Raw genomic sequence first — 7264 nt, 5'->3', positions numbered from 1 at the left:
ACAGAAGCGCTCTACCGCGCATGTACTATTATAAAAGGCGAACCTTATTGTTCGTTGTTCTTTAACCTTTTCCCCAGCCCCTGGAGTCTGAGAAATAACTTGACCTGCTGGTACATCAGGGTTTGTAACTTCACTTGTAGATACACGCAAATGTTTATCTTCTAAAATATTTTTAGCTACAGATACTTGCTTACCTACAACATTAGGTACATCTACTGTTGTATTGCTCCAGAAGTTACCATAACTCAAGAAGGCACCTAAGAATGCTACTAAGAAAATAACAGCAGCACCTAGAACAATATATTTTTGTGGAATAGAAGCTATTTTACTTAACATACTCTTCTTTTTACCCTCATCTTTTTGCTCTTCTTGAATGGTACTGAAATCCTCCATAGCTTCAGGATCAACAGCTGGAATCATTTGTGTAGCAAAGTCATATGGTTCATGACGTTGTGTTTTCCCCATTGTAAATCCTTGGGACAATCGTAAATCACTAATCATATCAGAAATAGAATCAAAACGATCCGCAGGATTTTTAGATAGAGCCTTCATTACTACTGCTTCTAAAAGCGGTGGAATAGACGGATTATATCGGGTTGGAGGAGCTACTTTTTCACGCACATGTTTTAATGCTACTGCGATTGGTGTTTCCCCTTCAAAAGGAACCCTTCCAGTAAGCATTTCATATAAAACTACCCCTAAAGAGTAAATATCAGTATTTCCATCTACAGGTTTACCACTAGCTTGTTCTGGTGATAAATAATGGGCCGACCCTAAAATAGAGTTCGTATACATCACGGTATTGGTAGCATTCATAGCTCGAGCGATGCCAAAGTCAGTAACTTTTACACGACCAGTACGAGTGATAATAACATTATGTGGTTTAATATCACAATGTACTATTCCCATTGTATGCGCGTGCTCTAAACCCTCAGCAATAGCAATTGTGAATTTAACAGCCTCATCTATGGATAGTCTGCCATGACGAGTAATGTATTCTTTTAATGTTTCACCATCTACATATTCCATAATGATATAGTGTAAGTCTTGATCAAACCCTACATCATACATGTTTACAATATTAGGATGATTTAGTTTGCCTGCAGCTTGTGCTTCTCGTTTAAAACGCGTAACAAACTCATCATCATTGGCAAAGTTAGCATGCAATACTTTAATTGCTACTTGTCTACCTAGTAAGGTATCTTCTCCAAGGTATACGTCAGCCATTCCACCAACGCCAATTTTATCAACTATTCGGTAGCGGTTATCTAGAAGTATACCTTTTATATTCATAGTACTCATTATTTCTCCATTTCTAGATTAGATTGTTCCCACCACAATGGTCACATTATCTCCTGCGCCGACATCATATACGGTTTCCATTAATGATTCTATAACTTTCATATCATCATCAGTAGATTGTAAAGCACTAGCTATTACATCATCTGATACATAACCGCATAGTCCATCAGTGCAAAGTAAAATACGATCACCTGGAAGAATGGATTCTACACCACTATCTACCTCTAAAGTATCATCAACACCGACTGCACGGGTTAATAAGTTTCTTTGAGGATGATTTAGCATTTCATCCTTTGTAATCTCTCCAGCAGCTAATAATTCTTGTACCATAGAATGATCAGTAGTAATTTGTCGTAAAAGACCATCTCTATATACATACAAACGACTATCGCCAACACTTGCCCAGTATAATTGGTTACCATTAATAGCTGTAACAACAGCAGTAGTACCCATACCAGCAAGACGTTCTTCATGAGCTACGCGATTGGCTATACGTTCATTTGCATGAATAATAGCATCACATAAGTCTTGTTGACCAACCGTTTGAAGGGAGGCCAAATATTCTTTTATTTCATCAACAGCATAGGTACTAGCAATTTCACCACCACTATAGCCACCCATGCCATCAGTGACAGCACAAATAGGACCGTCTATAAAAAATCGATCTTCATTGCGCTGACGCACAAGTCCAATTTTACTTAAACCAACAAAATTATTCATGATTCTCCTTTTTCCGACCGTGAGCTGCTTTTAGCTGTCCACATGCGGCTTGGATCGCATCGCCCATCTCTTTGCGTACCGTTACAGATACGCCATAGGAAGCAACGATGTCTTTAAATGTATTCATATTCGTAATAGATGGTTTATATAATTCTATATGTTCATTGCCATTAACAGGTATTAAGTTAACGTGGCAATTTGGGAAATCTTTACAGATTTTCCCCAATGCATGAGCCTCCTCCATAGATGCGTTTACAGAATCTATAAGGATATACTCAAAGGTAATACGACGTTGAGTCGTATCATAATAATATTTTACCGCATCTAAGACTTCCGTCAATTCATAACGAGCCCCAACAGGCATAATACTACGACGCACTTCATTATTTGTAGCATGTAATGAGAGTGCTAATGTTATAGGCAATCCTTCATCAGCTAGCTTATAGATGTTAGGAACCCATCCACAGGTAGAAATCGTCATCTTACGATAACTAATATTACAAATTACAGGATCGTGTAACAGTTGTAAAGCTTGTAACACATTATCATAGTTTTGTAACGGCTCACCTGCGCCCATAACGACAACAGAATGAATTTGCTCTTTAGTAAGAGCCCCGAAGATAACAACTTGACCTATGATTTCAGCCACTGTCAAATCACGGTATAAACCGCCTTGTGTTGAAGCACAGAATACACATCCCATAGCACAGCCCACTTGAGAAGAAACACATACAGAATATCCATAATGTTGTTCCATCAAAACGGCTTCTACTCGACTTTGATCTGTCAATTCAACGAGTATTTTACGAGTCTTCCCATCTGGAGAAATAGACTCTGTAATTAATGTAGGTAAAGAAATAACACAGTTATCACTTAACCATTGACGCAATTCTTTTGGAAATTGTGTCATGTCTTGAAAATCAAACACATATCTATGATAGATATAGTCGATTAACTGTTTCGCTCGAAACTTTTGTATATTATGGGTCTTAAAGATAGATTGTAATTCTTCTAAAGACTTACCCAATAATTCTATCATGGTACTCCATTTCTATTATTATGATATGCGCTTCATACGAGCCATGAAGAATCCATCCATATGATCTCGCGGTGGATATGTTGTAATCATACCATCGGTAGATGGTGGTAATCCTTCATAGGATACAGGGTCAATAACAAAGTTCTTATGAGTTGCTAAGAATTTTTCCAATACATCCTCATTTTCACCGCTATTGATCGTACATGTAGAATATACTAAATATCCGTTAACTTTGACCATTTCAGCGGCTTTTTCTAATATTTCAAGCTGTAATGGAGGCAATTCAGTAAGTAAGGATTCTGTTTTTCTCCAACGCATATCTAATTTTTTTTGTAAAATGCCAAGTCCAGAACATGGTGCATCAACTAAGACACGATCGAATTGTTCCTTCCAATTATCAGGTAAATAACGACCATCTTGGAGCTTAGTAGAAACAATAGATACGCCCAATCGCTGAGCATTGTGATTCATAAGGTCTAATTTATGATCGTATATATCACAACTCATAATAGCGCCTGTATTATTCATGAGGCTTGCCATATGCATAGACTTACCACCTGGCGCAGCACAACAATCTAATATGCGCTCTCCTGGCTGCGGATTTACTACATGGGCCACTAACATAGATGCTTTATCCATAAAGGTAATGTGCCCATCGATAACAGGTTTTGCTTTTTCTAAATGGCCTTGATGCGCATTAATATAAACTACTTCTGGAATATATGTATCCTGCTCAACGGTCCAACCTAAATCTTGTAATTCTTTTAGGCAATCCTCAATAGATATTTTTATCGTATTGATACGTGCCGTCAATCTAGGTTGTTCATTAAACCAAGCGCAAAGATCTATAGTCTTATCCTTACCCATTTCATTCATCCATAAATTAACCAACCATAATGGTTGATTATAAATGAAAGAAATTTCTTCAGCCTCAGATTTAGCAAGTTCACCAATAGAAATACTATCACTTTCACGCAAAACGGAACGTAACACTGCATTTACAAAACCAGATAAACCTCTAGTTAACTTTTTAGCCAATTTAACAGATTCATTGACAGCTGCACTTTCAGGTACCTTATCCATATAGATAATTTGGTAAATACCTAGTCTAAGAATTTCTACAACCATTGAAGATAATTTCTTGAGAGGTCGTTTTGCAAAGTGAATAATAATGGCATCAAGATAATTTTTTCTACGAATAACACCATATACCAACTCAGTAAAAAATCGTCTGTCTAAATCGGATAGATGATATTTCTGTAAATACTCCTGTAACTTGATATTCGCATAAGCACCATTACGATTAATATCACTCAAAGCTTTCACTGCGAGCAATCGAATATTTTGTTGTTCATAACTTTTTACTTCAGTCATCGTTTTTCCTACCAATCAATTGTTCAACTGCTGCACGAACTCGTTCAGGATCCACCGTAGTATTGCAACATGGTCCATTAGGTCTTTCATTTAAAACACCAATGACAGGTATAGGAAATACATCGGCCATACCACTTGCTAAATCACGTTCACAAGCAATCGCTACAATAGCCTTAGGCCTTGCTTCTTTTACCTTCATTCGCGCTAATGTACCACCTGTTACCACTATAAATTGACAGCCATAATCTTTGGCAACTTGTAATAAACTTCCAACCTGGCATCTACCACACTGCTTACAATTATATACATCATGTGTAACCTTATGAACACACGAGCTTTCCTGTAAACAATGCGGTGTTAATAACAATATGCGTTTTGGATCAACCGTATACATATCTAGCATCACGAGATGATTAATCAAATCAATCATAGATTGACGCAATTGATCCTTAGTAACCCCTCTCACTTTACCAATCAATAAGGATAATGGAAATAATCCATATATAAACTGATTGGCTAGTCTTAAAACAATAGGATGTAACCGTATTATACCGAAACTAGCAATAATCAAGGATAAGCACAATAACCATATGACACAAATACATACAGAAAAAACAATTGTAATAATTATGGGTGCAATAGGATGTAATTGTGTAAGCCCCGGTTCTAACACATACATTAGAAAGCCGATTATGGCAGTAATTAAAGCACATGTAATTGATGATAATATCAGGTATAACGGATACGTTTCGTACTGCTTACATTGAGTCTCCAAAAACGATACCTTCCTTTATCTGATGTCCATTAATAAAATCGGTAGCAGAAATACGCTTTTTATTTTCCGGTTGTACTTCTGTTAATAGAAGTATATTTCCATCACCACAAAATACACCTAACCCGGCTGTTTTAGATACGATTGTACCAGGAACAGTTGTGGCTGAAATAGCAATTGGTACATGTTTACCATGAACATCTATCAAACAGTGAGTCGTATCACTGGGAACCACTTCTCCAGACCATACTTTTAAACGTTTTCCATCGAGATATGTATAACATCCAGGAGCTGGGTTAAGTCCTCTAATGAGGTTTGCAATTTCATTAGCAGGCTTAGACCAATCAATATGTCCCATTTCTTTTGTAATTTTGGTCGTATGTGTAGCTATTGAGTCATCTTGTGGAGTTGCCACAATTTCCCCATTAACCCAACGAGTTAATACGGGAACAATGGTTTCGCCACCAAGTACAGCCATACGTTCAAATAATTGACCTGTCGTTTCACCAGGTAAGATATCGGTCTCCACGATATCGATAATGTCACCAGTATCAAGACCATCATCCATATGCATAATAGTAACACCAGTCTTAGCATCACCATTTAATATGGCATAATGAATTGGTGCAGCCCCTCTATACTTAGGTAAGATAGATGCATGAACGTTAATACATCCATATTGAGGTAAGCGAATAAGCCATGGCGGTAAAATTTTACCGTATGCAATAACCACTACTACATCTGGTTTTAATGCTTCTAATTCAGCTTGCACTTGCTCATCACGTAATGTAACAGGTTGGAACACAGGTAAATTATGTTTCAGAGCTGACACTTTTACAGGTGGCATTTGAACTTGTTTACCGCGACCTTTTTGTTTATCAGGCTGACAATATACACCAACTATAGAGTGTCCAGCCTTAATTAATGCTTCTAAAGTAGGAACCGAAAAGTCTGGCGTCCCCATAAATACGACGCGCAATTGTTTTTGATTAGACAATTTCTTTCTCCTCTGGATGATCCGTAATCAATCGTAAATTAGTTGCTTTTTCAATAAACAAATGCCCTTCTAGATGATCAATTTCATGTTGAAAAATACGCGCCAAGAATCCTTCAGCTTTAATTGTTACTTTTTTATTATGAGGGTCAATACCTTTAACTGTAATTTTATCGAATCTTTCAACATCACCAAAATAACCAGGTACACTCAAACATCCTTCTGGACCCACTTGAGAGCCTTCAGCATGAGTAATCTCAGGATTAATTAAGGCAATGAGACCGCTACCAGCATGATCATCTACGACGATAATTCGTTTTGATACAGCTACTTGAGGTGCAGCCAATCCAACGCCTTCAGTTTCATACATTGTTTCAGCCATATCATCGATAAGGGCTCTAAGTTTTTTATTAACATGTTCTACAGGTTCCGCAATTTGTTTTAAAACGGGATGACCTGCTTTCACAACATCTAATACTGCCATTTAAACTCCTATACTAAACTGGATCCACATCAATCAAAAGACCTTCTTGTGTGAAGATCCACGAATTATATATATATTCTTTTAAATTTGATAAATCGGTACCGCGAATCATAATCGCTAATCGATACATATCCCGTACCTTTTTAATACTTGCTTCATAAGGTCCATTGATGAGAATATCGTCATTACCTTTATGGGCCTCTAAATCGCTTACAATGCGATTAGCAATGGTCTCCAAGGTGTCCATATTCTGATGACGCACTACCATATGTATCATCTCCCTAAATGGAGGATATCCTAAGGCTTTACGATTTTGAATTTCTTCATTGTAAAAGCCTACATAATCATGAGCCTTACTCTTTATTATAGCATAATTTAAAGGATTATATGTTTGTATTACAACGCTACCCGGTTTTTCACCCCTACCGGCACGTCCAGACGTTTGAGTAAGTAAATCAAAAGTTCGTTCTGAAGCTGTATAAACAGGAATATTCAATTTTTCTCCCAGATTACCCACAGCTTTGATATGGTCAGCATGATCGTGCGTTATAAATACCGCACGAATACTATCCATCAAGA

At 37.2% G+C, this 7264-nt stretch carries 8 protein-coding genes; all 8 read right to left on the bottom strand.

Going from position 1 to position 7264, the window contains the following annotated elements:
* The coding region (gene pknB / locus QZR70_RS07830) for a Stk1 family PASTA domain-containing Ser/Thr kinase (RefSeq protein ID WP_363661708.1) at window positions 1–1293 on the bottom strand (1293 nt) is incomplete at its 3' end.
* Window positions 1294–1320: 27 nt separating this feature from the next.
* Window positions 1321–2022 carry a Stp1/IreP family PP2C-type Ser/Thr phosphatase gene (locus QZR70_RS07825; RefSeq protein WP_105089143.1) on the bottom strand — a complete coding sequence of 234 codons (702 nt, stop codon included), beginning with the start codon at window positions 2020–2022 and terminating at the stop codon, window positions 1321–1323.
* A complete protein-coding gene (gene rlmN / locus QZR70_RS07820) occupies window positions 2015–3061 on the bottom strand; it encodes a 23S rRNA (adenine(2503)-C(2))-methyltransferase RlmN (protein ID WP_295794303.1) in 1047 nt (348 codons plus the stop codon). The genes QZR70_RS07825 and rlmN overlap by 8 nt, the downstream gene beginning before the upstream one ends.
* An 18-nt stretch (window positions 3062–3079) precedes the next feature.
* On the bottom strand, window positions 3080–4435 hold the full coding sequence (gene rsmB / locus QZR70_RS07815) for a 16S rRNA (cytosine(967)-C(5))-methyltransferase RsmB (protein ID WP_105089141.1): 1356 nt from the start codon (window positions 4433–4435) through the stop codon (window positions 3080–3082).
* Window positions 4428–4913, bottom strand: a complete 486-nt coding sequence (locus QZR70_RS07810) for a DUF116 domain-containing protein (RefSeq protein WP_232013602.1) — start codon at window positions 4911–4913, stop codon at window positions 4428–4430. Before QZR70_RS07810 ends, rsmB begins: the two co-directional genes overlap by 8 nt.
* Before the next feature lie 280 nt (window positions 4914–5193).
* Window positions 5194–6204, bottom strand: a complete 1011-nt coding sequence (fmt, locus tag QZR70_RS07805) for a methionyl-tRNA formyltransferase (protein ID WP_295794298.1) — start codon at window positions 6202–6204, stop codon at window positions 5194–5196.
* Complete coding sequence (def, locus tag QZR70_RS07800) at window positions 6197–6685, bottom strand: peptide deformylase (RefSeq protein ID WP_005386746.1); 489 nt, start codon at window positions 6683–6685, stop codon at window positions 6197–6199. The genes fmt and def overlap by 8 nt, the downstream gene beginning before the upstream one ends.
* Window positions 6686–6698: 13 nt before the next feature.
* The coding region (locus QZR70_RS07795) for an MBL fold metallo-hydrolase (RefSeq protein WP_295794296.1) at window positions 6699–7264 on the bottom strand (566 nt) is incomplete at its 5' end.

The organism is uncultured Veillonella sp., assembly GCF_900545205.1.
In the GTDB taxonomy this organism is placed as follows: domain Bacteria; phylum Bacillota; class Negativicutes; order Veillonellales; family Veillonellaceae; genus Veillonella.
The sequence above is the reverse complement of the archived record's forward strand: the minus strand, read 5'-3'. Positions and strand labels throughout refer to the sequence as shown.

What these genes read in the sequence shown, in the direction of transcription:
- rsmB (WP_105089141.1), bottom strand. Translation starts at nt 4,435, where the DNA reads ATGACTGAAGTAAAAAGTTATGAACAACAAAATATTCGATTGCTCGCA.
- rlmN (WP_295794303.1), bottom strand. Translation starts at nt 3,061, where the DNA reads ATGATAGAATTATTGGGTAAGTCTTTAGAAGAATTACAATCTATCTTT.
- def (WP_005386746.1), bottom strand. Translation starts at nt 6,685, where the DNA reads ATGGCAGTATTAGATGTTGTGAAAGCAGGTCATCCCGTTTTAAAACAA.
- QZR70_RS07825 (WP_105089143.1), bottom strand. Translation starts at nt 2,022, where the DNA reads ATGAATAATTTTGTTGGTTTAAGTAAAATTGGACTTGTGCGTCAGCGC.